This window comes from Nocardia sp. NPDC049737, assembly GCF_040674755.1.
Taxonomy (GTDB): domain Bacteria; phylum Actinomycetota; class Actinomycetes; order Mycobacteriales; family Mycobacteriaceae; genus Nocardia.
The window spans coordinates 14,331-37,207 of sequence record NZ_JBFANH010000047.1; the positions used below are offsets into that span (position 1 = coordinate 14,331).

21 protein-coding genes are annotated in these 22,877 nt (G+C 65.3%); 9 read left to right on the top strand and 12 right to left on the bottom strand.

What is annotated here, in order from left to right; all coding sequences use genetic code 11:
• Nucleotides 1-15: 15 nt before the first annotated feature.
• The 3 genes from AB0J47_RS38540 to AB0J47_RS38550 form a co-directional block, all read right to left on the bottom strand.
• Nucleotides 16-930, bottom strand: coding sequence for a transglutaminase family protein (locus tag AB0J47_RS38540; RefSeq protein ID WP_364358357.1), 915 nt, complete (start codon nucleotides 928-930; stop codon nucleotides 16-18).
• On the bottom strand, nucleotides 927-3,725 hold the full coding sequence (locus AB0J47_RS38545) for a circularly permuted type 2 ATP-grasp protein (protein ID WP_364358432.1): 2,799 nt from the start codon (nucleotides 3,723-3,725) through the stop codon (nucleotides 927-929). Before AB0J47_RS38545 ends, AB0J47_RS38540 begins: the two co-directional genes overlap by 4 nt.
• An 87-nt stretch (nucleotides 3,726-3,812) precedes the next feature.
• Nucleotides 3,813-3,959: a hypothetical protein gene (locus AB0J47_RS38550; protein ID WP_364358360.1), complete on the bottom strand. Its 147-nt coding sequence runs from the start codon at nucleotides 3,957-3,959 to the stop codon at nucleotides 3,813-3,815.
• 74 nt (nucleotides 3,960-4,033) lie between these two features.
• On the opposite strand from AB0J47_RS38550, the gene AB0J47_RS38555 reads away from it, so the two are divergent.
• Both AB0J47_RS38555 and AB0J47_RS38560 read left to right on the top strand, forming a co-directional pair.
• Nucleotides 4,034-4,243 carry a hypothetical protein gene (locus AB0J47_RS38555; protein ID WP_364358363.1) on the top strand — a complete coding sequence of 70 codons (210 nt, stop codon included), beginning with the start codon at nucleotides 4,034-4,036 and terminating at the stop codon, nucleotides 4,241-4,243.
• 130 nt (nucleotides 4,244-4,373) lie between these two features.
• Nucleotides 4,374-5,018 (top strand): hypothetical protein, encoded by a 645-nt coding sequence (locus AB0J47_RS38560; protein WP_364358366.1) that lies wholly within the window; start codon nucleotides 4,374-4,376, stop codon nucleotides 5,016-5,018.
• 3 nt (nucleotides 5,019-5,021) lie between these two features.
• Here AB0J47_RS38560 and AB0J47_RS38565 read toward each other — a convergent pair whose 3' ends face one another.
• Genes AB0J47_RS38565 through AB0J47_RS38575 form a run of 3 tightly spaced genes read right to left on the bottom strand, consistent with a single transcriptional unit; the run spans nucleotide 5,022 to nucleotide 6,627 of the window.
• On the bottom strand, nucleotides 5,022-5,636 hold the full coding sequence (locus AB0J47_RS38565) for a LysE family translocator (protein WP_364358369.1): 615 nt from the start codon (nucleotides 5,634-5,636) through the stop codon (nucleotides 5,022-5,024).
• Nucleotides 5,637-5,672: 36 nt separating this feature from the next.
• The gene (gene recR, locus AB0J47_RS38570) at nucleotides 5,673-6,281 is read right to left on the bottom strand and encodes a recombination mediator RecR (RefSeq protein ID WP_364358372.1); all 609 of its coding nucleotides are present in this window, start codon (nucleotides 6,279-6,281) and stop codon (nucleotides 5,673-5,675) included.
• Between the two features lie 13 nt (nucleotides 6,282-6,294).
• A complete protein-coding gene (locus AB0J47_RS38575) occupies nucleotides 6,295-6,627 on the bottom strand; it encodes a YbaB/EbfC family nucleoid-associated protein (protein WP_364358375.1) in 333 nt (110 codons plus the stop codon).
• 176 nt (nucleotides 6,628-6,803) lie between these two features.
• On the opposite strand from AB0J47_RS38575, the gene AB0J47_RS38580 reads away from it, so the two are divergent.
• From AB0J47_RS38580 to AB0J47_RS38595, 4 genes are all read left to right on the top strand, one after another.
• Nucleotides 6,804-7,445 carry a hypothetical protein gene (locus AB0J47_RS38580; protein ID WP_364358378.1) on the top strand — a complete coding sequence of 214 codons (642 nt, stop codon included), beginning with the start codon at nucleotides 6,804-6,806 and terminating at the stop codon, nucleotides 7,443-7,445.
• A 99-nt stretch (nucleotides 7,446-7,544) separates the two neighbouring features.
• A complete protein-coding gene (locus tag AB0J47_RS38585) occupies nucleotides 7,545-8,027 on the top strand; it encodes a hypothetical protein (RefSeq protein WP_364358381.1) in 483 nt (160 codons plus the stop codon).
• Nucleotides 8,028-8,178: 151 nt separating this feature from the next.
• Nucleotides 8,179-9,003 (top strand): MerR family transcriptional regulator, encoded by an 825-nt coding sequence (locus AB0J47_RS38590; RefSeq protein WP_364358384.1) that lies wholly within the window; start codon nucleotides 8,179-8,181, stop codon nucleotides 9,001-9,003.
• Complete coding sequence (locus tag AB0J47_RS38595) at nucleotides 9,000-9,350, top strand: VOC family protein (protein ID WP_364358387.1); 351 nt, start codon at nucleotides 9,000-9,002, stop codon at nucleotides 9,348-9,350. Before AB0J47_RS38590 ends, AB0J47_RS38595 begins: the two co-directional genes overlap by 4 nt.
• A gap of 53 nt (nucleotides 9,351-9,403) precedes the next feature.
• Here the strand turns inward: AB0J47_RS38595 and AB0J47_RS38600 are convergent, their stop codons facing one another.
• Nucleotides 9,404-9,838 (bottom strand): SRPBCC family protein, encoded by a 435-nt coding sequence (locus AB0J47_RS38600; protein WP_364358390.1) that lies wholly within the window; start codon nucleotides 9,836-9,838, stop codon nucleotides 9,404-9,406.
• Nucleotides 9,839-10,195: 357 nt separating this feature from the next.
• Here AB0J47_RS38600 and AB0J47_RS38605 point away from each other — a divergent pair, with 357 nt between their 5' ends.
• The gene (locus AB0J47_RS38605; protein ID WP_364358393.1) at nucleotides 10,196-11,632 is read left to right on the top strand and encodes an FAD-binding oxidoreductase; all 1,437 of its coding nucleotides are present in this window, start codon (nucleotides 10,196-10,198) and stop codon (nucleotides 11,630-11,632) included.
• Entirely contained in the window at nucleotides 11,629-12,945 is a 1,317-nt protein-coding gene (locus tag AB0J47_RS38610) for a class I SAM-dependent methyltransferase (RefSeq protein WP_364358396.1), read from the top strand. The genes AB0J47_RS38605 and AB0J47_RS38610 overlap by 4 nt, the downstream gene beginning before the upstream one ends.
• A 22-nt stretch (nucleotides 12,946-12,967) precedes the next feature.
• Here AB0J47_RS38610 and AB0J47_RS38615 read toward each other — a convergent pair whose 3' ends face one another.
• The 3 genes from AB0J47_RS38615 to AB0J47_RS38625 form a co-directional block, all read right to left on the bottom strand.
• Nucleotides 12,968-16,552, bottom strand: coding sequence for a protein kinase (locus AB0J47_RS38615; RefSeq protein ID WP_364358399.1), 3,585 nt, complete (start codon nucleotides 16,550-16,552; stop codon nucleotides 12,968-12,970).
• A gap of 165 nt (nucleotides 16,553-16,717) precedes the next feature.
• Nucleotides 16,718-17,329 carry an SgcJ/EcaC family oxidoreductase gene (locus tag AB0J47_RS38620; RefSeq protein ID WP_364358402.1) on the bottom strand — a complete coding sequence of 204 codons (612 nt, stop codon included), beginning with the start codon at nucleotides 17,327-17,329 and terminating at the stop codon, nucleotides 16,718-16,720.
• A 26-nt stretch (nucleotides 17,330-17,355) separates the two neighbouring features.
• Nucleotides 17,356-17,796, bottom strand: coding sequence for an SgcJ/EcaC family oxidoreductase (locus AB0J47_RS38625; protein ID WP_364358405.1), 441 nt, complete (start codon nucleotides 17,794-17,796; stop codon nucleotides 17,356-17,358).
• A 92-nt stretch (nucleotides 17,797-17,888) separates the two neighbouring features.
• Between AB0J47_RS38625 and AB0J47_RS38630 the strand changes: the two genes are divergently transcribed.
• Nucleotides 17,889-18,341, top strand: a complete 453-nt coding sequence (locus AB0J47_RS38630) for a MarR family transcriptional regulator (protein WP_364358408.1) — start codon at nucleotides 17,889-17,891, stop codon at nucleotides 18,339-18,341.
• 211 nt (nucleotides 18,342-18,552) lie between these two features.
• Here AB0J47_RS38630 and AB0J47_RS38635 read toward each other — a convergent pair whose 3' ends face one another.
• Entirely contained in the window at nucleotides 18,553-20,703 is a 2,151-nt protein-coding gene (locus tag AB0J47_RS38635) for a 3-hydroxyacyl-CoA dehydrogenase NAD-binding domain-containing protein (protein ID WP_364358411.1), read from the bottom strand.
• 103 nt (nucleotides 20,704-20,806) lie between these two features.
• Nucleotides 20,807-22,021: an acetyl-CoA C-acetyltransferase gene (locus tag AB0J47_RS38640; protein WP_364358414.1), complete on the bottom strand. Its 1,215-nt coding sequence runs from the start codon at nucleotides 22,019-22,021 to the stop codon at nucleotides 20,807-20,809.
• Nucleotides 22,022-22,877 lie beyond the last annotated feature (856 nt).

Here is a 22,877-nt window from a genome sequence, read left to right on the forward strand (position 1 = left end):
AAATCGCGCAAATCGCTACACCTCTACCGGCGCCACGTCGACGGATACGGTGATCGAGCTCTCCCTGGCGTCGGTGTAGATGATGCCACGCAGCGGGGGCACGTCGGCGTAGTCGCGGCCCCATGCGACGGTTACGTAGCGCTCGTCGGCGAATTGGTCGTTGGTCGGGTCGAAGCCGATCCAGTGGCCGGTCCGGTCGTGTGCGGTATCGCCGGGGACCCATACCGCGGACCAGGCGTGGGTCGCGTCCGCGCCGACCATGCGTTCCTTACCCGGCGGCGGATCAGTTGCCAGGTAGCCGGATACATAGCGTGCGGCCAGGCCGTGTGAGCGTAGGCAGGCGGCGCCGATTCTGGCGAAGTCCTGGCAGACGCCCGCGCGGGCCGCGAAGACGTCGGCGACCCTAGTGGATACCGTCGTCGAGCCGGATTTGTAGGTGAAGTCTTCGTAGATGCGGGTGTTGAGTTCGGTCACCGCTTCCAGTAGTGGCCTGCCGGGCTTCAAAGATTCGGCGGTGTATGCGGTGAGCTCGGGCGTGACCTCGGGTGGATGCAGGTCGAGGGTGAACTCCACTGCGAGCGGGCCATTCGCGGTGCACGGACGGGACCGCTCCCACGGCTCGGCGGTCGCGCTCACAGCTGTGGCATCTGGTACCTCGACCTCGACCATGGATTCGCCGGTGACCACGAGCTTCGTATGTTCGGCCGTGACATGGAAATACGAGGTGGTGTTGCCGTACACATCGGTGCCGATCGAGCGGTCCGATGGTGTCGGATCGATGTGGATCTCATGGGAGAGCAGGCGCTGTCCGGGAAAATCCCGGGGCGTGAGATAGGCGCGCCCATAGGAGCTGGTGACCTCGCCGGAATATTTGTAGGTGGTGCGATGCTCGACCCGATAGCGCCGGGCGGCGGCGTTGGGCACGGTCATCCAACGACCCTCGTGCTACCCCACAGCGGCTGGATGCCGATCGGCAGCGCCAGTTTCGTGGTCTCGAACGATTCGGAGATCTTGCGCAACCGCAAATGCACGCCCTCCAACAACTCGGCCAGTTCGCTACGCCGACCCTCGGCATCGGTGACATCCAGCTCGTCCGGGTCTACCCGGCGCAGCATGCGCTGGGCATCGGCCAGCAGCCGTTGCGGGCGGGAGGATCGCGAATTACCGGGCAGCGCTTGGAAGTCGGCATCGAGCCGATGCAGCTGATAGGCCAGCGAGCGCGGATTCCCGGCATCGAAAAGTAGCAGTCCGGTGACCGCCGATACTCGCACCGAATCCCGGTGCCGACGACGGTAACTCACCGACGACTCGGTCGCCTTCAGCACCGTTTCGATGACCACCCGCTCGGCTTCCGGCCGATAGGCATTCGTCAGCGCGGCCGCGAGCAATGCGGTCAGCGACAGCCCCCGTTCGATGCGCTTGCCGATATCCATGACGTACCAACCGGTATCGCGCACCAGCGATTCGGCACCGATACCGGACAGCGAAAGCAGCGCCGCCAACGACAGCGAATGCAGCGCCGACAATGCCGTTTCCTGATCATCACCGGTGAACCGATATTCCACCAGCGCCCGATCCACCGCCCCCAGAATCATCCAGGTATCCACCGACAGCTGATCGCGCACCGCCCGCGCCGCCGACCCGTACCGATGGATCGCAAACGCCATCGACCCCGGCATATCCTGATCGACAGTCAACGCCACCAAATAGTCATGCCCGGCCCGCCCTGTCCCAGGCACCGCCGCCCGCGCGGTGATCGCCGCCATCGGCTTCGAGGAATCAGCGGAGCTCGACGCAATCGGCCCCTGCTCCGCGGATTGCGACTGCGACGCAGGTGGTTCCGCGGGCAACTTCTGCACGACACCGGCACCATCAGGCAGCACACTGAGCGGAGCCAGCGTCCCCGTGGTGCGGGCCAGTGCGGCCATCAGTGCAGGCAGTGCGTCGGCGCCTGCCAGCCAGGGGCGGTAGCGATAGTCCTGGTAGCAGTCGTGGGTTGCGATCAGTTGTCGTACAACGGCTTCGGCGCGTTCGCTGTAGCGGCCCATCCAGAACAGGTCGTTGAGGACGCGGGGAGAGCTGATCGGTTCGAGGGTGGGGGCGCGGCGTTCGCGTTCCTCGTGGGTGGGTTCGGTGCCGATGGCGGCGACAGCGGCGGGCGCCGCGCGGACCCAGATGTCTTTGGCGGCAACCTCTATGACTATTCGCTCAGGCTGTAGGCGTTGGCGCAGTTGGCCGAGGCCCCCTTCCATCGCCGTATAGCCGCCGCGTCGGGCGAGCGAGAACAGCCGCATACCAACAGGTGCCGAGGTGAGCCCGCCGTAACCCTGAACCGCGGGCGCGACCGAGAACTGCGCGGGCTCCTGCCCGACCCATTGCCAGCCGCGATCCTCGATCCGAACGGCCAGCTCCGCGCGTTGCGCATTGGACAGTTCCGGACCGAACAGCGTCGCACCGTCGACCGCCGAACGAATGATCAGCCGATCCAGATTCGCGATCAGATGCGAGCGTTCGCTGTCATTGCCACCCCAATACGTCGGCGCGCTCTCGAGCGCCAACTCCTCTCCGAGCAGCGCCCGCGAGATCCGCGGCAGGAACCCGGCCAGCGCCGGATTCTCCAGCAACCCGCTGCCGATCGTATTCACCACGGTCACCGCACCGCGACGCAACACCTCCACCAGCCCGACCACCCCGAGCCGCGAATCCGGCCGCAGGTCAAGCGGATCGGAGAATTCGGCGTCCACCCGCCGCAGCACCACATCGACCCGCTTCAACGTGCCGAGCGAGCGCATCCACAGGGCACCGTCGCGCACCACCAGATCCGCGCTCTCCACCAACGGAAAACCGAGCGTCGAAGCGAGATAGGCCTGGTCGAAGGCGGTTTCGGAATGCACACCTGGACTCAGCACCACGACGACCGGATCATCGTCATCGGCCATCGGCGCGGATTCGATCAACATCAACCGCATGGCCCGCGCGAACGGTGTGAGCGGGCGCGGATTGGAATGTTCGAAGGCTTCGGGAATCGCCGTCGACACCACCCGCCGATCCGCCAGCGCGTATCCGGCACCCGATGGCGCCTGCGCCCAGTCGGCGATCACACGGAACTGTCCGTCGCTCCACCGGCTGAGATCGCAGGCGTGCAGAAACAACTGGTGTCGCCCGGGAATCGTGATGCCATGCGCGGCGCGCACATATCCGCTATTGCCGAACACCACCTCCGGCGGCAGCAGACCGGTGGTGATGGTGCGGCGCGCGCCGTAGATATCGGTGAGCACCTCATCGAGCACCCGCGAGCGCTGCACCAGCCCGGCCTCCAGCCGGGTCCAGTCGTCGGCGGAGATCAGCAGCGGAATCGGATCCAGCCGCCAAGCGGTCGGCATCGGCGGCTCGCCGGCCGCTCCCACCTCGGTGTAGTAGATGCCGTCGTCATCGATGAGCCTGCGCACCCGGCTGTCCAGCCGCCCGAGCCCCGTAGTGCCCAATTCCACGAAATCCGCGGACAACTCCGACCACATGCGCCGCACACCACCCGTTGGATCGACCAACTCGTCGTAATACCCGCCCGTCGGCCGGCCGCATTCGTCGTAGCCCGCGGAATCCGCACCCTCGGCGCGATATCTGGCGAACTGTTCGGCAACCTGCTCGCGGACACTCAGCCGTCCGGCATTCAGCAGCGTCGTCTCGGATTCCCGAGCACCCGAGCCTCGCGCTTCGTCGCGCATAGTCACCGCGCCGACCTCGCTTCCCCTGCCAGACGTTATCTGGAGCGCGGACATATGTCCGCTCGCTTACCGATCGCTGACCAGTCCTCACACCGTGCGCGCCCGGCGCAGATCGAGGATGCCCGGCGCGCCGATGTCGATGGACTGTGCTGCCATCTTCGCACGTAGTTCCCCCGGATCGACCCGGGAAGTGGTGTGGCCCGCCGCCTCGCACCGCTGGTTGCGGCGCGACACGCGACCGATCTCCCACTAGCTGTCGGGGGCTGGTGCTATGACCGATTCACGAACCGATCTCGTCTGGAGGCCATATGCGCGTGCCGACGTGCCCGTCCTGCGAGTCCGCCATCGACCACTGCCACGGCACCCTTATCGTCCACCTCGCACGCACCGCCGAATGCACCGAAGCGGACTGCATCGATCTCGACCACACACGGCACGCCTTCGTCGTCGACTGCGGTGATATCGCCGGTGGCTGCGCCTGCGCGGTACTCGCACCGGATAGGTCGCATACCGCCTGACCCCCGGCTGCGCCGGATCGGCCGCTATCAAGCACCCGTACGCTGGCCTGGTGAGCGAGCGTCAGCGAGTGACCCATCAGCACAGCGCGTCGTGGCGCACGGCGGAGCCGGGCACCGGCGAGGCGGAGTCGTGAGCTACGACCACATCTTGTTGCCGTCCGGTGTCGCGATGACGATCGCGCAGGTCGATGCGTATCTGGCTACCCAGCAGGGGCAACCGGCGACGGAACTGGTCGCGGCGATGGCGGCGGAGCTGAACAAGCGCAATGCCGAACTACCCGAGCAGGATGGATTCCTGAGTACGGTTCCGGTCGGCGGCGCGGCCACCGGTGCGGTGTTGCACGTGCCGTGCCCGTACGACGCGATCGGATTCGTCCGGCAATTGCTTTTCGAGATCGCGACACCGCTCGACTACGCGGTCTACGATCCGCAACTGGCCTGGCTCATCGATCCGGCCGGACATGTGCCCGCGCTGGTCACCCACGGCGGCGCGGGCGAATTCCCCTATCTGACGAAAGCCCTTGCCGACCAGTGGGTTTCCGAACTGGCACCGCCGAATCCGTATCTGGTCGTCGAACGTGACGAGCAGGTCTACATCCAGACCTACCGTGACAAGTCCGGGACATTCACCCTCGAATATCGAGATGGCGCCCCGGACCAGCACTTCGGCATCACCGTTACCGACCCGCAGACCGTCGCGGAGCTGATCTGGGACTGGGCCATCGACGACCGCACGCGACTTCAGGCTCTGCCCTGGAGTCGAATCACCGTCTGACGCTTACTGATTCTGTACTGCAAGCCGACCGGCCAGGGCAATGAACGAGGCCCCGAAAACTCGACGCATCCAGGTGACCACGACGGGCCGAGAAATCACCTGGTTGCGTACGGCGGCCGCGCAGGCACCGTAGATCGCGAACACCACGAATGTGGCGAGCATGAACAGTCCGCTCAGTTCGAGCATGCGCGCCAACGCATTCGGCGCACCGGTCGGCACGAACTGGGGCAGGAAGGCGAAGAAGAAGATCGTCAGCTTCGGGTTGAGGATATTGAGCAGCACCGCCGAGGTGATCACCTGTCGGGCCGAAGGCGTTCCGGCTTCGGCTTCCGGCACGGCCAATGCGCCCTTGTCCCGGAACGTGTTCCACGCCATGTACAGCAGGTATGCGACACCGAGATACTTCAGTGTCTGAAAGGCGACGGCACTCGCATTGAGTAGTGCGGCCAGCCCGGTGACGGCCGCGATCATGTGCGGAATGATGCCGAGCGTGCAGCCGAAGGCCGCGATCACGCTGGCCCGCGTTCCCCGGGAGAGTCCGGCCGCGAGCGTGAACAGCACGCCGGTTCCGGGTGTGGCGACGATGACGAGCGTGGTCAGCAAGAACTCGATGCTCATCCCCGACACAGTAACCCGTGCCCGGCCGAACGCAAGCTACAGTGCCCGCCGACCTGACAGCGCACGGCCGAGGGTGAGTTCGTCGGCGAATTCGAGATCGCCGCCCATCGGCAGACCGGATGCCAATCGCGTCACCGACAGTCCGGGAAAATCGCGCAGCATCCGCACCAGGTAGGTGGCCGTCGCCTCGCCCTCGGTATTCGGGTCGGTCGCGATGATCACCTCGCTGACATCGACGCCGTCCTCCTGATTGCCGATGCGCGCCAACAGCTCTCGAATGCGCAGCTGATCGGGTCCGATGCCGCTGAGCGGATCGAGCGCACCACCGAGTACGTGATAGCGCCCGCGGAATTCGCGGGTGCGCTCGATGGCTTGCACATCCTTGGGCTCCTCGACCACACAGATCATGGTGCGGTCGCGGCGCGGATCCGAACAGATGCGGCACATTTCGTTATCCGAGACCGTGCCGCAGACAATGCAGAACTGCACGCCGTCACGCACCTTCTGCAAAGCGGCCTGCAGCCGGTCGATTTCGGGCGGCTCGACCTGGAGCAGATGAAATGCGATGCGCTGCGCGCTTTTCGGACCGACGCCGGGCAGCTTGCCCAACTCGTCGATCAGATCCTGGACCGGGCCCTCGTACAAAGACGTCCCCGGATCAGAAGTCGGGCAGACCCGGCAGCGACCCGCCGCCGGCCAGCGGGCCGAGCCGCTCGGCAGCCAGCTGCTGTGCGTTGGACATGGCGTCGTTGACCGCGCCGATCACCAGATCCTGCAGTCCCTCGACATCGTCGGGGTCGACGATCTTCGGATCGATGCTCAGCGCGATGACCTCACCGCTCGCCTTGATGGTGACCTGGACCAGGCCGCCGCCGGCCTGTCCCTGCACTTCGGTGGCCGCGATCTCGGCCTGGGCCTGCATCACCGCCTGCTGCATCTGCTGCGCCTGGGCGAGTAATTGCTGCATATCGAACTGACCACCGGGCTGCACGGCTTGTCCTCTCTGCGGAAAATGTCATCGTTCAGCCTAGTGGGCGCGACGACGGCCGTGTCCGCAGCCCCGAGCCGCCAGATAACAGTTCGATTTTTAATCAGATGTCCGCAAGGCCACCGTCTTACGATCGATGCAGGGTCGGACCGGGTGTGTGGTGAGTTCTGGAGACAGCAATGCGGGTTCTTTTCATGGGCACTGTGGTGCTCACACTGGGCAGTCTGTTCCTCGGGGCCGCTGGCCCCGCTGCCGCCGATTCCGGCATCGTCGACCCCGAGGTTGTCGGCTCCGAAGTTGTCGACCCCGAGGTTGTTGACTCCGAGGTTGTTGACTCCGAGGCCGTCGACGCGACGGCGGACTATGGCGGCGGGTGCGTCCTCTATCCCGATAATCCGGCCGCGACCATCGAGTCGCTGCGCTTGCGATGCTCGGCCGAACAGCAGGACGCGATCTTCCGCGACGCCCCGCGCGGCGAGGTGCCGAGTGGCGTCACCAACGGCTGGGTGACCAGGCCGCCCATCATGGAGGCCGTGGCCCCGTCCTTATGGATCGGCAAGACCTTTTACACCGGCCCCGACGGCGGCTTTCTGGTGAACCGGATCACCCCTGCGGGCCTCGAGGCATGGCAGGCCGATGTCTACACCGCACCCGCGATCACCGATGGCGGCCCGACCTGGGCGTTGAACTACGCCCCCTCACCGACCCCGCAGGTCTACGACGAGATCCGCGAGGTCACGCCCAATGTTTGGTTCGGCTACTCCTGGTGGCGCGGCTACTTCCAGACCACCCTGCTGCTCACCTTCGCGCTGACGTACTAGGTCGAGCTGTACAGCCGGACCGAACCACTGACGACAGTAAGCGTGGTCTCCGAACTTCGAGACCGGATGCGCCCCTTGGTCCGGGTATAGAAAGTTCCCATGGCTCGCATCGGCATCACCGGACACATGAACATCACCATGGACACAGTCCGGTTGGTGTACGACGAGATCAGCAAGTTGCTCGCCGACCTGGGCGACCCCGTCGAACTCGTAGGGATCAGTTGTATAGCGCGTGGCGCTGACTCGGTGTTCGCACAGGCCGTGCTCGACGCCGGTGGGCGGCTCGAAGTGGTAGTGCCGTCGACCAACTACCGTGAGCGGAAGGTGGAGCCCGACCACGCCGACCTGTTCGACAAGCTGATCGCACGTGCCGACACCGTGCGCGTCATGAACTTCGACGACGCCGGGCGGGCAGCCTACGAGGCCGCGAACGAAGCCATGCTGTCATCCTGTGATCGGCTCTTCGCGGTGTGGGATGGGCAGGCCAGCGCCGAAGGCGGTACCGGCACGGTTGTCGATCTCGCGCGCCGCCACGGTGTACCGGTGCAGATCGTTTGGCCAGCGGGAGCCGAGCGCGAGTGATCACCCCTCGGCGACATGATTGCCATGGTTCGGCAAGTCGACTCGGTTGGTCCCGCACCGCTGACGGATATCGCATACGTCCGATTGCCGTCCGGCACGACATTCGCGGGTTGTTGACTCTCCCCTTGCTGGAGAGTGTTCGCTGGGAGGTATGACAGTGACGGTCTCGATCGGGGAGTTCGCCAGATTGACCTACCTCAGTGTGAAGACGCTGCGGTACTACCACGAGGTCGAGCTGCTCGAACCGGTCGCGATCGATGCGGGGTCGGGGTATCGGCGGTATTCGGTGAATCAAGTTGCGCAGGCGCATCTGATCCGGCGGCTGCGGGGGCTGGATATGCCGCTGCCGCAGATCAAGGCGGTGTTGGCGGCGCCGGATACCGAAACCCGGGATGCCGCATTGCGCGCACATCTCGAACGTATGGAGGCGGAGTTGCGGCGCACGCAGTCGGTGGTTGCTTCGCTGCGGTCGCTGCTCACCCAGGCCGCGCCGCTCACCGTCGAATACCGGTCGATCGCGGCCTTTCCGGCGCTCGCGTATGTCGATTCGGTGAGCAAGGATGCACTCGATGGTTGGTGCGCGGCCGCGTATCAGCTGTTGCACGAGACGCTGGCCGCGGCGCATATCGCGCCCGCCGGTGTCGACGGCGCCACCTATTCGATGGAGTTCTTCGAGAACGACGGGGGCGAGGTCGCCGCGTTCGTGCCCATACAGGCCGCCGCACGGATCGCCTTACCGAGCGAACTCTCGATCATCGAACTGCCCGCGCGCCGCTTCGCGATCGCCGTGCACTCCGGCCCGTTCGACGATTTCGACCGCACCTATGGCGCCCTCGGCAGCCACGTCGCCGAATACGACACCTCGCTCGCCGAACCCGTCCGTGAGCTGTACGTCCTCGGCCCGGGCCAAATCGAGGACCCCAACGCCTACCGCACCGAAGTCTGCTGGCCCATCAAACAGGGAGAACCGCAATGATACTCACGATCGGGCATATCACTTTCGACTGTGCCGATGCCGCGACGCTGGCCGGTTTCTGGTCCGAGCTGTTGAATCGCCGGCTGGACGAGAACGCCAGCCCGGAGTTCGCCACGGTCGGAACGGCCGAAGGCGTTGCGCCGGTGCTGATGTTCATCCAGGTGCCGGATAAGACGCCCGGCAAGAATGTGATTCACCTGGATCTGAAGGCCGCGGACCGGCGCGGACAGGTCGATCGCGCGATCGGCCTCGGCGCTGAGCACATCGGCGATTTCGACGAGTACGGCACGCAATGGACGACACTGGCCGATCCGGAGGGCAATCTCTTCGATATCGCGGCCGGATAAAGGAAGCCGGATAATGGAAAAGGCCCGACTCGTGTCGGGCCTTTCCTGCTATCTCAGGCGAGTTCGCGCTGCAGGTTCGCAAGCACCTCGGCCTGAATCTTCTTCAGCCCCAATGGCGCGAAGATCCCCTCGAAGATCCCCGCGATACCGCCCGCACCCTTCCACGACGTACGCAGCGTGACCTGCGAACCGGTACCGTCCGGCGTCACCGTCCAGGTGTTCACCAGCGTCGAATTCGAATCACGTTCGGTCACGATGGAATCCGATACCGACACGACCGCGTGCACGTTGCGGGAACGCTTTTCGGTCGCCTGCAAGGTCCATTCGGCGACGGTGCCCGCGCCCTGACCACCCTCGACCACCTTGTAGTCGCGGTAGTGCGCGGAGAGGATGCGCGGACGCACCTTCTCGTAATCCGCGATGGCCTCGAGTGCGCGCTGCGGATCCGCCTCGACGGCGATCGAACTGCTGGCGCTGACCTGTCCCACGATGAGCTCCTTGTCCGGCTACTGATCTTTTCGAGCGACGTACACGCAATCGCTACGGTTGCCTCCTATCCTGCCCTGTCGCCACCGCTTCGTGGAGCCCAGGGCGGTCCGCGCGCCGCGATGTTGATCACCGCGCGCCGACCCGTCCGCACTGTTAGGCTTCCCGATCAGATTGCGCCGGAGGGGATCCATGCAATACATCGTGCGAATCGGGTGTTCGAAACCGCCCGGATCACCGCCGGACTGACACGGCGAGTCCTGGGTATTCCCGATGCAACAGAAGCGTGACATTTATCCCTCGTCGGTGACCTTGCAGTGGCTTGTGTTACCGGTGCGTACTAGCGTCGAGGAGTGGCAGTGAGTCTGTTGGGGAAGGCCGGAGACGCATCGGCCGCACACGAATCAGGGTTCGCCGCGCATCGAGCGGGGGTGGACCGGCTGTTGGCCAGTTACCGCGCGATACCCGCGAACGCCAACGTGCGACTGGCCAAGAAGACCTCGAATCTGTTCCGGGCCAGGGCCAAGAACACCGCCCCCGGCCTGGATGTTTCCGGGCTCGCCAAGGTAATCACGGTGGACGCCGAGGCCAAGACCGCCGACGTCGCCGGAATGACGACCTACGAGGATCTGGTAGCCGCGACATTGCCCTACGGGCTCGCCCCGCTGGTGGTGCCGCAGCTCAAGACGATCACCCTCGGCGGCGCGGTCACCGGCCTCGGCATCGAATCCACCTCGTTCCGCAGCGGTCTGCCGCACGAGTCGGTACTGGAGATGGATGTGCTGACCGGGGCGGGCGAGATCATCACCGCGACACCGGATGGCGAGCACGCAGACCTGTTCCGCGGCTTTGCGAACTCCTACGGCACTCTCGGCTATTCGGTCCGCCTGAAGATCGAACTGGAGACCGTCCAGCCCTATGTGGCGCTGCGCCATGTCCGATTCCACGACCTGCGCGAGTTGGAGTCCACCCTCGCCCGGATCGTCACGGACAAGACCTACGACGGTGAGCGCGTCGACTATCTCGACGGTGTGGTCTTCACCGCCGAGGAAAGCTATCTGACGCTGGGCCGTCAGACCGACGAACCCGGCCCGGTCAGCGACTACACCGGCATGGACATCTACTACCGGTCCATCCAGCACGATTCCGACCGGCCCAAACGCGACCGGCTGACCATCCACGACTATCTCTGGCGCTGGGACACCGACTGGTTCTGGTGCTCACGCGCCTTCGGCACACAGAACCCGAAGATCCGGCGGTTCTGGCCGAAGCGCTACCGGCGCAGCAGCTTCTACTGGAAGCTCATCGCACTCGATCACAAGTACAACATCGGCGACAAACTGGAGGCCCGCCAGGGCAATCCGCCGCGTGAGCGTGTAGTGCAGGACATCGAAGTCCCGGTCGAGCGGACCGCGGATTTCGTCGAATGGTTCCTGCGCGAAATTCCGATCGAACCGATCTGGCTGTGCCCGCTGCGACTGCGCGAGAACCGCGCATCGAGCGCGGGGCGTCCATGGCCGCTGTATCCGCTGCAGCCGAACCGTACCTACGTCAATGTCGGATTCTGGTCCGCGGTGCCGACCGTCGCAGGTCAGCAGGAGGGTAAGGCCAACCGCGCGATCGAGCAGACCGTCACCGAGTTCGACGGGCACAAATCCCTGTACTCGGATTCGTACTACGGCAAGGATGAATTCGCGGCCCTGTACGGCGGCGAGATCTACACCGATTTGAAGAAGCGCTACGACCCGGACCAGCGACTGCTGGATTTGTATTCGAAGGCGGTGCAACGCAAATGACTACATTCAAGGACCGTTCCGATGTCTTCGCGGACCTCGGGACAAAACTCAGCATTGCCGAGATCTTCGAGATCCTCGTCGACGGCGAGGTGCCGATCCGGCTGACCGCATACGATGGCAGCGCGACCGGACCGGAGGACTCGAAGTACGCGCTGGAGATCAAGACCCCACGCGGCATCAACTATCTGGCGACCGCGCCCGGTGATCTCGGCATGGCCCGCGCCTACATCTCCGGCGATATGACCGCCACCGGCGTGCACCCCGGCGACCCGTACGACATCCTCAGGGCAATGGACGGGCTGAAGTTCCGTCGTCCGTCGGCGCTCGCATTGGTCACCATCGCCCGGTCGCTCGGGTGGGAGCGGCTCAAGCCGATCGCGCCGCCGCCACAGGAAACACTGCCGCGCTGGCGCCGGATCGCGCTGGAGGGCCTGCGGCACTCCAAGACTCGCGATGCCGAGGCCATCCACCACCACTACGACGTCTCCAACACCTTCTACGAATACGTCCTCGGCCCCTCGATGACCTACACCTGCGCGGCCTACGGTGATGAGAGCTGGACGCTGGAGCAGGCTCAGGAGAACAAATACCGTCTGGTCTTCGACAAGCTGCGGCTGAAGGAGGGCGACCGGCTGCTCGATATCGGCTGCGGCTGGGGCGGCATGGTGCGCTACGCGGCCAAGCGCGGCGTCAAGGTCATCGGCGCGACACTATCCGCGGAACAGGCCGAATGGGCACAGCAGAAGATCGCCGAACAGGGCCTGTCCGATCTCGCCGAGGTGCGGCATTCCGATTACCGCGATATCCCGGAGGCCGGCTTCGATGCCGTCTCCTCGATCGGGTTGACCGAGCACATCGGGGTGCACAACTACCCGTTCTACTTCGACTACATCAAGAGCAAGCTGCGCGACGGCGGCCTGTTCCTGAACCACTGCATCACCAGACCCGACAACACCCGGACCACCAAGGCCGGTGACTTCATCGACCGCTACGTCTTCCCGGACGGCGAACTGATCGGCTCGGGCCGGATCATCTCCGAGATCCAGAATGTCGGCCTCGAGGTGATGCACGAGGAGAACCTGCGCGAGCATTACGCGCTCACGCTGCACGAATGGTGTAAGAATCTGGTCGCCAACTGGGATGCCTGCGTCGAAGAAGTCGGCGAGGGCACCGCGAAGGTGTGGGGCCTGTACATGGCCGGTTGCCGACTCGGCTTCCAGCGCAATGTGGTTCAGCTGCACCAGGTGCTCGGCGTCAAGCTCGGACCGAACGGCGAATCGGGTCTGCCGTTGCGTCCGTGGTGGCAGCCGTAAGCAGCGACCGATACTGCCCGTCCTAGCCCAGGAGTTCATCCAGGAATAGGGCGGGCAGCGTCGTTTCGCCGGGTTGTCCCGGCGTCGCGCGCATTTCGGTGCGCAGCACCCGCAGGATGCCGAGCACACCGGGTCCCGCATCCAGAAGCGGCATAGTCCAACCGTGTTCGGCGCAGGTTGCCGCCGCTGGCAGCAGCAGTCCGGTGGCCTCGCCGACCCAGCCGGAGGCCGCCAGACATTCGGCCAGCAGCAGTACGGTATCCAATTCCGCACGGGACCGGTGCTGCTCGACCATGCGAGCATGGAGTGCGCGAGCTCGACGCACCGCGCGATCATCGGCGCGCAGCTGACGCTCGGACAGCAGTGCGCGGATCGCGGCGATCTCCTCCGCCTCCGCTGCCAGCGCCGCCGCGCCCGTCATCCGATGGGCCTGGTGGATGGTTCCGGAGATATCCGATTCGTATCCGGTCGCGGCGTCGGCGACCCGCCGGGCCGCGGTATCGGTCAGCAGTCCCAGGCGCAGCCGCTCGGCGCGTATATGCGCGGCGAGCCGAATCAGCCTGTTATCAGCGGCGATTCGATCACCCTCGTCGAGCCGGGCGGTGGCGGTATACAGATCGCCGAGCGCGGCCTTGACCCTGGCACCGACCACGAAGGTGGAAATCAGGAAGTCCACCGGCCCGACCCGGGTGACCAGCTGATGACTCTCATCGAGCAGTCGGTCGGCGGTATCCAGATCACCCCGGCGGTAACTCATTTCCCCGAGCAGCGCCGCGGCGACCCGCACCGCATCCGAGCGCGGACCCGACCTCTCCCGTGCGGTCTCCCACGCCTGCTGGAAACAACTTGTGGCAGTGGCGATATCGAGCTGTTCATAGGCCGCGGCACCCGTGCCGCACAGTCCGAAAACCGCGCCGAGTGGATCCTTGGATCGGGCGTGATACGGCGCCGCCCATTCCTGGATTTCGCGCGCGCCGTCGAAATCGAATTCGCACAATCGCACGAAGGAGGTCAGATTCGCGGCGGTCGATACGGTCCAGGCGGGTAGTTCATCGGGTTTCTTCAAACATTCGGCAACCCGATCGAGCACACCTTCGGTGTGGTCGCGCGCGATCTGATCCGAGGCCGCGAGCACCGCGGCCTGGCAGCGCTGCCGGTCCGCATCGTCATCGGTGGACGACCCGCGCGCCAGCACATTGGACAATCGGCCCAAGGCCGCGCGCGCTGCGGCGGGCTGCTGCAGATTCACATTCGCCCTGGCCACGGCCATCAGCAGTTTGGAACGCGAAGCCACCTGCTGCACCGGCAGTTTCGAAACCGTCCCGAGCAGCGTCGCGAGGCGGGACTTATCGATCAGGTCCATGCCCCCGCTCTCGAGCAGATCCAGCGCCATCTTCAGATCCGTCGCCGCGAGCGCGTGATCGACCGACTTGCGCAGCAAATTATGTTCGGCGTACCAGCGAGCTGCCTTGCGGTGCAACGCCTTCAACTTGCTCGGATCGGCCCGCTCCAACCGCGCCCGCAGATGTTCGGCGAACAGCGGCTGCATCCGGAACCACTCGGGATCGTGCGCAATGCGCCGGACGAACAACTCGCGCTGTTCGGCCTGCTCGAGCATCGTTTCGCCGTTCGGCTCCTCCGAAAGCGCCGAGGCCAGCGAACCGCTGACCCGCTCGGTGATCGAAATCGAGGTCAGGAAGTCGAGCATCTTGGGTTCGAGGGCGTCCAGAACGTTTTCGGCGAGATACTCGCGGATGCCGTGACTGCCTTCAGCGAGATTCGCGATCAACCGATCCGGATCGACATTGCCGCGCAACGACAAACTCACCAATTGCACGGCCGCCGGCCAACCGTCGGTGGCAGCGTGGATCTCTTCGATCTGGTTATCGGTGAGCGCGAATCCGTTGCGCTGCACCAGTATTTCCTTGGTCTCCGCGGTGGTCAGGCGCAACACCGAGGAGCCTATCTCGATCAATTCGTCGTGCACCCGCATCCGACTGGTCGGCAGACCCGACTGCTCACGGCTGGTCACCACGAAGCGCAGATGGTGACATCCGTTGTCCAACAGCGCATCCATCGCCCGCCGCGCACCCGCGTCGCTGACCCGGTGCCAGTCGTCCACGATCACCACGACGGTGGTTGCGCTGGCATGGATCTCATCGATCAGCGTGGAGATGACGTAGGCGACCGCATCGGCGGGCCGTTCCTCGAGCACCTGATCCAAACCTTCGCCGATATCCGGGCGGACCCGGCGGATCGCCTGGATGAGGTGGGCCAGGAACCAGATCTCGTTATCGTCGTCCTGGTCGACGCCGAGCCAGGCCACCGGGACCCCGCCATCGGCCAGCTCATTGCGCCACTGCGCGGCCACCGTGCTCTTGCCGAATCCAGCCGGTGCGTGGATCACCGCGAGTCGGCGGCGGCCACCGGCACGCAGACTGTCGAGCAGGCGCGGGCGTGGCACCGGGTCACGGGCGGGGGTCGGCGGGCGAAATTTCGTCGCCGCCGTCGGGGGCGGGGTCGGCGCGACCGGGACCGAGTTGGCCGGATGCTGGGATACCGCGGGACGCAATGTCAATGGCCAACTGCGGCGTGCGGTAACCGCCGGTCGCGTTACCGTCACCTCGGCCGCGCTCGGATGTTCCGTCTCCTCCGGCGCGACCACCGAGGTATCCAGCAGAGCCATCTCATCGGGCATCTGATCGTGCTCGGCCTGCACCGTGCGCAGCAGCTCACCGAACTCGAAAGCCGAAGCGGGCCGGTTTCCGGGATCGGTGTGCATCGCATACTGGATGGCATCGGCAACGTCGTCGGGTATGTCGTGGCCGTGCAGATCCGGCACCGGCTGGGTGGTGATCCGCAGGAATTGCGCGACCACCTTCTCCCCCGATTGCCGTTCGAAGGCGGCATGGCCGGTCAGCAGGGCGAACAGCGTCGAGCCGAGTCCGTATACATCGGAGCGGACTGTCGGGTCCTCACCCTTTAGCACCTCCGGCGCGGTGAAGGCGGGTGAGCCGGTGATCAAACTGCTGGAGGTGCGGAAACCGCCCGGAATCCTGGCGATTCCGAAATCCGTCAGCTGCGGTTCGCCATACGCGCTGAGCAGGACATTCGCCGGTTTGACGTCCCGATGCAGAATCTGGGCCCGATGCGCGCTCTCGATCGCGCCCGCCAGTTTCACCCCGGCCCGCAGGGAATCCGCCCAGGTGAGCGGACCCTGGTCTCGAATGACCTGTTCGAGCGAACCCCGGGTGCAGAAGGGCATCACAATGAACGGCTCACCGGTCGGGGTGACATCGACCTGCAGGATGTCGACGATATTCGGATGGCCGGACAGCCGACCCATCGCCTGCTCCTCGCGCAGGAATCGTTCCCGGCTCTCGGCATCGATCTCCGAGGAGAGCACCTTGACCGCGACCACCCGGTCCAATGCGTACTGGACACAGCGGTACACCACCCCGAACCCGCCCCGGCCGATCTCGACCGCATTCGACAGACCCATCGCTTCCAACTCGTCGACGATATCGATGGGCGCATGTCGCTGTGTGTCCGATTCGGCCGAAGTCGATTCGGCGTTTGCCTTGCCCGAACGCATCCGTGGACTCATGTGACCACCTCGAATTCACAACGAATCGGCGTCACCGGTGACCGAGAAACACACGGACATCGGACATCGCGACATCCCGCGATGTCCGATAGGTCACGCATACTCCAACGTAGCGCGGTATCAACCCGAGTGGGTGGCTTTCGAAACAGCGTGGTTCCGACCGCCTCAGCGCTCGGCGATGGGCCTGGTCGCGGGATCGTAGAGAAACGAGATCCGCTCCATGACGTTCTTGCGCTGCGTGTTCTGGAACGCGGCGATCAACCAGCGACCGTCTTGGCGAACAACGGTGTAGGTCTGCGTTTTCGACAACTCCTCAGGCTGCTTCGGGTCGCCCTTATAGGTATCGCCGCGGCTGGTGACAACGGCGGTATCCGGACCGTAGAAGCGGATGCCGAGGATCGAATCGGTGAGTTCGGTGCCCTTCTTGAAGCCCTTGAACAGGGCGCGGTGCCCCTCGACGATATCGGCGCGGCCCTGGTAGTAGGTGCCGACGAAGCTGGTGTAGGTGGCGTCCTCGGTGAACAGGGCACCGTAGGCGTCGGCGTCGCCGCGACCCCAGGCGTCGGTGAGTTGGTCGAGCAGATCGCAGATTTCCCGGGCCGACTGCGGTGCGGGCGTGCTGACGGTGGTGCAGGCGGGCGTGCCGAGGTTGTGCACGTCCGAGGTCTGGTCCAGCCAGAGATAACCGCCGCCCGCGGCGACACCGAGGGTGATGGCGGAGGCGACGAGGACGCGGGAGACGATGCGGCGGCGATTGCGGGGCTCGGGGGCGTTCATAGCGGATCCTTTGGGGCAGTAGGAGTTCAGCGCTCGGCGGCCGGGCGGGCGGCCGGGGTGGAGAGGTAGGTAATGCGCTCCATCAGCCTGTTGCGCTTGGTGTTCTGGAAGGCGGCGATCAGCCAGCGGCCGTCGCGGCGGACCAAGGTGTAGGTCTGGGTCTTGGTGAGTTGCTTGGGCTTGCCCTTGTAGGTGTCGCCGTGGCTGTTGACCACAGCCGTATCCGGACCGTAGAAGCGAATATCGACGATGTCGTCGGCCAGCAGGGTGCCCTTCAGGACACTGCCGAACAGGGCGCGATGCGAGGCGACGATATCGGCGCGGCCGCGGTAGAGGGTGCCGAGAAAGCTTGTGTAGGTGGCGTCTTCGGTGAAGACGGTGCCGTATGCATCGGCATCGCCGCGGCCCCATGCGTCGACCAATTCCGCGAGTACGGCCTCGATCGCCTGGGTGTCATTGCTTGTCATGATGGTCCTCCATGCTAGATTTCTTCTTAGAAGATCTTTCTTCGTGTAAGAAGTTTCTTCGTTTAAGAAGAGATTAGAAGATGGAGGTATCCGTGTCAACACCACCGATGCGCGAGGACGCGAGCGCGGTCTACCGCCGCTATCTGAGCGCGGTCATGCTGCACGGACAGGCCGGTGCGCGCGCCGTCGACCTGGGCGCGACGGACCTCTACGCGCTGAACATCCTGGAACTCAACGGCGCCATGACGCCCGGTGAATTGGGCACCCGCAGCGGCCTGACCACCGGTCCCACCACCCGCCTCATCGATCGCCTCGAAGACGCGGGCTATGTGCGCCGCGTCCCGGTCCCCGGCGACCGCCGCAAGGTGATTGTCGAATTGATCGACAAGCCAGCCGATCTCGATGAAATCCTGGCCCCTGCCCGGCGCGCCATCGGCGAAATCATCGGCGGCTATTCACCCGAACAACGCGAGGTGCTCTTCGACTACTTCACCCGCGCCGCCGACGCGTACTACCAAGCAGCCGAGGACCTGCGCCCCAGCTGAACAAAACCCGCCGCCGTGAATTCGGTGGCGGCTTTACCTTCGGATGAACTACTGTCTGGCAAGCTAGTGCCACGATCTGGGTAACCTGCTCGGCCGAGGTTCGGACACCGGGCCGAAGTCGTTGCCCAGCGGCGCCTGCGCCCCGAAACGGCGAAAAGCCCGCCACCGCGAAATGCGGTGGCGGGCTTGCCGTTAGCGAGTTACCGCGTGACTACTTGCGCAGCGAGGCCGGGACCTCGAAACGCTCACCGTAGGTCTTGGCGAGGTAGTCGGCGCGCTCCACGAAGGCCGCCTGGCCGCCCGGGTAACCGACGATGAACTGGTGCACACCACCGGTCCAGGCCGGGTAGCCGATGCCGAAGATCGAGCCGATGTTGGCGTCGGCGGTGGTGGTCAGTACACCCTCGTCGAAGCACTTCTGGGTCTCGATCGCCTCGATGAACAGCATGCGGTCGATCAGATCCTGCAGCGGCACAGCAAAACCGGCGGTGGTCTTGAAGTGCTCGCGCAGCCCGGGCCACAGGCCGAGGCGCTTGCCGTCCTCGTCGTATTCGTAGAAACCGGCCTTGCCCAGACGACCCGGACGGCCCTGCTCGACCAGGTAGTCGATGACATCCTGCGCCGGGTGCCGCTTCACACCGAGGGTGTTGTCACCCTTCTCGGCGGCCTCCAGGGTCTCCTTGGCGATCTTCTGCATCAGCGTCAGGTTCAGCTCGTCCGACAGCTGCAGCGGCGCGGCCGGGTAGCCCGCCTGCAGGCCCGCCTGCTCGATGGACGCGGGCTCGATGCCCTCGTTGAGCATGGCGATCGCCTCGTTGACGAAGGTGCCGATCACGCGCGAGGTGAAGAAGCCGCGGCTGTCGTTGACGACGATCGGGGTCTTCTTGATCGCGAGGGTGTAGTCGAACACCCGGGCCAGCGCCTCATCGGAGGTCTTCTCACCCTTGATGATCTCCACCAGCGGCATCTTGTCGACCGGCGAGAAGAAGTGGATGCCGATGAAGTCCTCCTGGCGCTTCACACCGGTCGCCAGACCGGTGATCGGCAGGGTGGAGGTGTTCGAACCCAGCAGCGCGTCCGGGGTGACGATGTCCTCGATCTCCTGGAACACCTTGTGCTTGAGCTCGGTGTTCTCGAAGACCGCCTCGATGACGAAGTCGACACCGGCGAAGTCGGCCGGATCCGCGGACGGCTTGATCCGGTCCAGCAGCGCCTTGGACTTCTCCTCGGTGGTCTTGCCGCGCGAGAGCGCCTTGGCCTCGATCTTCTCGGAGTAGTTCTTACCGCGCTCGGCCGCCTCGATGGTGACGTCCTTCAGCACGACCTCGTAGCCCGCCTTGGCCGAGACGTAGGCGATGCCCGCGCCCATCATGCCCGCGCCGAGCACACCGACCTTGCGGATCTCCTTCTTCGGGACATCCTTGGGCCGCGAACCGCCGTTGTTGATCGACTGCAGGTCGAAGAAGAACGCCTGGATCATGTTCTTCGCGACCGGGCCGGTCAGCAGCGAGACGAAGTAGCGCGATTCGATCAGCGACGCGTTGTCGATGTCGACCTGCGAGCCTTCGACCGCGGCCGACATGATGGCGCGCGGTGCGGGCATGTTGGTGCCCTTGAGCTGCTTGCGCAGGTTGGCCGGGAAGGCCGGGAGGTTGGCGGCGAAGGCCGGGCTGGACGGGGTGCCGCCCGGAATCTTGAAGCCCTTCTTGTCCCAGGGCTGCACGCCGCCCTCCGGGTTGGCCTTGATCCACGCCTTGGCGGCGGGCACCAGCTCCTCGACCGAGCCGACGACCTCGTTGATCAGGCCGAGTTCCTTGGCCTTGGCCGGGCGATACTTGTTGCCCTGCAGCAGGAACTGCATCAGCGCGCCCTGCAGGCCGAACATGCGCACGGTGCGGATGACACCGCCACCGGCAGGCAGCAGGCCAAGGGTCGCCTCGGGCAGGCCGAGCTGCACGCCGGGCACATCCGCGGCGATCCGGTAGTGGGTCGCCAGAGTGATCTCCAGGCCACCGCCGAGGGCGGCGCCGTTGATCGCCGAGACGACCGGCTTGCCCAGGGTCTCCAGCCGGCGCAGCGCCGACTTGATGGTGCCGAGCTCCTCCATGAGGGCCTGGCCGTCTTCCGGGCCGACCTTCATCATGTTCTTCAGGTCGCCGCCGGCGAAGAAGGTCTTCTTCGCGGAGGTGATCACCACGCCGGTGATGCTGTCCTTCTCGGCCTCGAGCCGGTCGACAGTCGCGGTCATCGACGTCTTGTACAGCTCGTTCATTGTGTTGGCGCCCTGGTTCGGGTCGTCCATCGTCAAAACGACGATGCCGTCCGAATCCTGCTCCCAACCGATCATGTTGGTCTCGCTCACAGCTCCGTGTCTCCTGTGTCTAATTGGCGGCGTTCGCGGTCCCTACGTGTACCGCCTCCGGGCCTGCGCGAACGCCGCCGTGAATTCTCAGCTGTCGGTTGGGTTAGACGCGCTCGATGATCGTGGCGACGCCCATGCCGCCACCGATGCAGAGGGTGATCAGCGCGTAGCGGCCGTTGCGGCGCTCCAGCTCGTCGACCATGGTGCCGGTGATCATCGCGCCGGTGGCACCCAGCGGGTGGCCCATCGCGATGGCGCCGCCGTTGACGTTCAGCTTCTCGTCCGGGATCTGCAGATCCTTCTGGAACTTCAGCACCACGGAGGCGAAGGCCTCGTTGATCTCGACCAGGTCGATGTCATCGAGGGTCAGGCCCGCCTTGGCCAGCGCCTTCTTGGCGGCCGGGGTGGGACCGGTCAGCATGATGGTGGAGTCGGCGCCACTGGTGGCGGTCGCGACGACGCGCGCACGCGGGGTCAGGCCGGAGGCCTTGCCCGCCTCTTCCGAACCGACCAACACCAGCGCGGCGCCGTCGACGATGCCCGAGCTGTTACCGCCGTGGTGGACGTGGTTGATCTTCTCGACGAAGTGGAACTTCTGCAGCGCCACGGCGTCGAAGCCGCCCATCTCGCCGACCACGGCGAAGGACGGGTTCAGCTTCGCCAGGTCCTCGGCGGTGGTGCCGGGACGCATGTGCTCGTCGTTGTCGAGGACGACGAGGCCGTTCTGGTCCTTGACCGGAACGATCGACTTGGCGAAGTAGCCGCCGGTGGTGGCCTTGGCGGCGAGCTCCTGCGAGCGCACGGCGTAGGCGTCCACGTCATCGCGGGAGAAGCCCTCGATGGTGGCGATCAGGTCGGCGGAGACACCCTGCGGCACGAAGTAGGTGTCGTAGTTGGTGGCCGGGTCCAGCGCCCAAGCGCCACCGTCGGAGCCCATCGGCACGCGGGACATCGACTCGACGCCACCGGCGATGACCAGGTCGTCGAAGCCGGAGCGGACCTTCTGCGCGGCAAGGTTGACGGCCTCGAGGCCGGAGGCGCAGAAGCGGTTGAGCTGGAAGCCGCCGACGGTGTCGGGCAGGGCGGCCACGGTCACGGCGGTGCGGGCGATATCGGCACCCTGGTCACCCACCGGCGCGACGACACCCAGGATCAGGTCCGAGATCCGGTCCTCGTCGAGGTTCGGGAAACGGCCGCGCAGCTCCTGGATCAGACCAACAGTCAGATCGATCGGCTTGACCGAGTGCAGCGAACCGTTCTTCTTGCCGCGTCCGCGCGGGGTGCGGATGGCCTCGTAAATGTAGGCCTCTGTGGTCATATCGGAGTGTTCCTTCCTTAAGGGTGCGGCGGCCGAACATTCGTCCGTCCATGCGAGTGACCTCGCCGATCGGGTCCGGAGACCGACCGTCCTGACGCTGTACAAAAGTCGACAAGCAGCGGCGATGACGAGTACTTGGTACACGCATGCCTGCGCATACCATAGAACTTCGCCATACCGCGGCTCGCGGCCACCCGTTCATACTACCGTCGAGTGCGAACTCCGGTTAACTTAACGTCCTGTGAACGAGGGTTGTCAACCATCCAGCCGTGTGGCACCCAGCTCACTTTTCAGCAACTCCAAGGCCACCTCATCCGGGTCGCGCCGATCCCCCGGCGCCACCGGGGTCTGCGATTCGGCCAGCATTTCCTGCTCCTCCTCCGGGGTGGAGGGCGGCGGGACGCCATCGGTCGGCCCGTAATCCATCGGGCCGGGATCATCCGGTAGATCCGGGTAATCGGGCGGCGGAATATCGTCATCGCCGCGGAACGACCGAGCGTCACCACTCGGCGCGGACCGCTGACCAGCGCCCGCCGCCGGATCGGGGGCCGCCGCCCTGGCCTGACTCGGCCGGGAGAACCGCGGCGGTGCAGGCGCATCCGAACCGCGTCCGGCCGGGTTGCCGGATTCACGTCCCGGCGCATTAGCCGCCTGCTGTCCGCCGTGACCGCGCCCCCGGCTCGCCTTCGGTGCGGCAGCCGCGGACCGAGGCGCGGCCCCCCCCGCCTCCCAGCGCACCGGATGATCGCTGCCGAGCACAGCCCGCACCGCCGACCGCACCGCCTCCACATTCCGTGGATCCGACAGCCGCTGCGCCAACGGCGCATGCTGATGCGCGAATACGATCACCTCCCCC